Source organism: Bacillus sp. NPDC094064 (assembly GCF_050279585.1).
Taxonomy (GTDB): domain Bacteria; phylum Bacillota; class Bacilli; order Bacillales; family Bacillaceae_G; genus Bacillus_A.
Window position 1 is genome coordinate 1 of record NZ_JBNNUI010000023.1, and the last position, 2810, is coordinate 2810.

Consider the following 2810-nt stretch of genomic DNA (forward strand, 5'->3'; position numbering starts at 1 on the left):
GTTTTCAAAGAACTACTTGGTCGCTCATTTGCGACTTCCTTATGTTAACATCTTCGTTAGTTAATGTCAACTAAGTTTTTTATTTCGTTTGCCGCGTTCTGCGTTATTGCATCGGCGACTTGTTCTATATTACACCTCTAAAGTATAATCGTCAACACCTTTTTATAAAGATATTCAATTTAATGTTTTTGTATTCGTTCAGCTAGCTAAGAACCTACAAAAGTTTCATTAACGAAGACACATCTTCTCCTCCACTTTACTACTCCATCCGTCATGCCTTACTTAATTTGTACGAACGTTTTTTAGTTCTTGAACGCAACACTGCTTTGACACTCCCACAACAGACCATATAGGTTGTTGGTTCTCCGATGTTTTTACGTCTTTTGCATGACTATGAATAAAGCATACCATGTTGCGCTATGCCAAAACGATGCTTTCCTCTCGCGTCTAAAGACGGACTAAAGTCCTGCGTGTGCTTTAACATATCGTAAATTCTCTTAAAGAAACAACATCTTTAGCTCAAGAAAGAGCTATAACAATACTCGTTTCCAATCACATATTAGCCGAGATAGAACAACTAGTCGATTATATAGGAATTATTCATGACAGACGATTACTAGAGGAAGTTTCTGCTGATACACTACATAAAGCAAAACGTAAATACATGATAAAGGAAATATCCATATTCATTCTCACTTTGAACAACAAGAATACACCAACAGAATGTTTATGAAGTATAAAAATGAAGCAGCGCGAAGATAGATCGGAAAAGTAGCTCACCAAGCTAGTTAGAGACAAAACAAACAGTCAATCTACTCTATACAATACTATTAAAACTAAATCGTACTAATATGTTTTTAATTAGTATTATTTTGAATGGCATCGCACTGTTCTTAACCGTAGTATCTCCTTATACATATAAAAGCAAAACATCTGACTCCGACTTTTCTGTTGAATCAATTATTCACTGAAATCACCTTATATACTACTCTAGTTATAGGGTTCTCCTTATATAGAGCAGTGATTACTTATTTGTTTACTCGTAAATATACAGAAGCACTAACTATCCTGGTGTCACGCGTTAACTTTATTATTAGGGCGATTGAGGAACTTCACTGGTTTTAACACTACTTTACTTTCAGGTTTTCTCCTAAACTTTTTAATATGTAGTAGACTTTCCTTTTTCTTATCTTTACCCATTGTACTATTAGCTCTGCTAATGAAGATTTATGTACCTCCTATTATATTAACAGTCATTATTACAACGACTAACATTATGCTCGTAAACTCCAAACATATAGATTTATTTACTCGGACGGCTATTCTAGGGCTGACTTGAGATCTATTAATAAAAGTAAATTATAAAACTGCATCTGAGCTTTTTTTCTTCACTCTTCCTGCAATGGTCCGAGCGCCAGGCTTAAATTTATTAAAAAGCTGTAAGCATTCAAGTGTGAATGGTATCCCTATGTATACTGTAGGGCTTCATCGCCTTGTATAATAGCAACGCTAGCGGTAATTTTAGAAAAGATAAGTTTAAAACCTTTTGCGTATTATCGTATTTATTTGCCCATCTTATTTACACTTTTCGTATTGTTATAGATTCATATAAGTTACATATTATTAAACCAATATTTAACCTCTAGTATTACTCGCTTCAATATAAGATAGATAATGTTACAAGCTGTACTTAAAGTCCGAACCTAATAATAACCTTTCTTCTTTAAACACATATACGAGATTAAAAATAAGCAACTCAATTGATTAATTATTCCCATTACACCGACGTAGAACGAATGTTCTTGCCATTCGTGATATACCACTTCTTCTTTATATTTCAAATAAGCATTTAACTTCTCTATAAAATGTCGCCGATTATAAGATTTAACAAGATTTATTCCATGCCTATATATAAACAATTAAAGTATCGTTTAGCTATTAATAATGATTTTATAACACCTTTATATGATAGAGATAACGAGCACTATATTTATACAGGCACTATTGGAAACCTTCTTCCTGTTTCTATATTTACAGAAGGGAAGTATATACAGGCGGTACACCGTCCAGATATCTCCCCTAATTTTATCGTATCCTAAATTATAAATAAGCTACATAAAAGCTATAAACTAATTGAATTTATTACCGAAGAACTCATTCTTCCTCCAACTTGTTTATATCCGTAAGATAATAAAAAAGCATACTGTTCAAGCAGCAACGAGTAGGTAAATACTTTAATCACTTTATTTATGAAGTTACACTCAAAAAAGGTCTTTCCCGTCTATTAGATGCAAGTTGATCGAACCCGTTTACAAGCCATATTCATTCAGCGTATTACCTTGATTAATTAGTAAAACAACAATACAAATTTCAAATGACTACAAGAGACTTACAAATAAACAAATTGCATGTGGGACCTATAAGGTGAATTGTTAATAATCAGCGAGGATATTTCATATTTCATCTTCCACCTAGCCTCTTGTTTCTACTGGAGCTTAGATTGAAAGCATGATTCCTTTATAATAGTAGGATAAAAGAAATTAAATTTAACTAAAATGAGGTAATAATACAAATGAACCCATTAACATATCGGGCTACCTAAGTTTTTTGAAGATATGCTGCGTGTTTGTGAGCTTTTTAAACTTATTGATGGTAAAAACAAATATAGCTTATTTTATAAAACACAAAAAAGACGAGTCATTCTGACTCGTCTTAAAGTTGCTTGGCGACGTCCTACTCTCACAGGGACAAGGTCCCAACTACCATCGGCGCTAGAGAGCTTAACTTCCGTGTTCGGTATGGGAACGGGT

The 2810-nt window shown here is 33.3% G+C and carries 1 rRNA gene and 2 pseudogenes; 2 read left to right on the plus strand and 1 reads right to left on the minus strand.

Annotated features, from left to right (window positions below):
* Window positions 1-511 precede the first annotated feature (511 nt).
* Window positions 512-732, plus strand: a pseudogene (locus ACQKNI_RS26010) (ABC transporter ATP-binding protein); the annotation flags it as partial.
* 119 nt (window positions 733-851) lie between these two features.
* Window positions 852-1339, plus strand: a pseudogene (locus ACQKNI_RS26015) (ABC transporter permease).
* A 1381-nt stretch (window positions 1340-2720) separates the two neighbouring features.
* Here ACQKNI_RS26015 and rrf read toward each other — a convergent pair.
* Window positions 2721-2810 (minus strand): 5S ribosomal RNA (gene rrf / locus ACQKNI_RS26020); the annotation flags it as partial.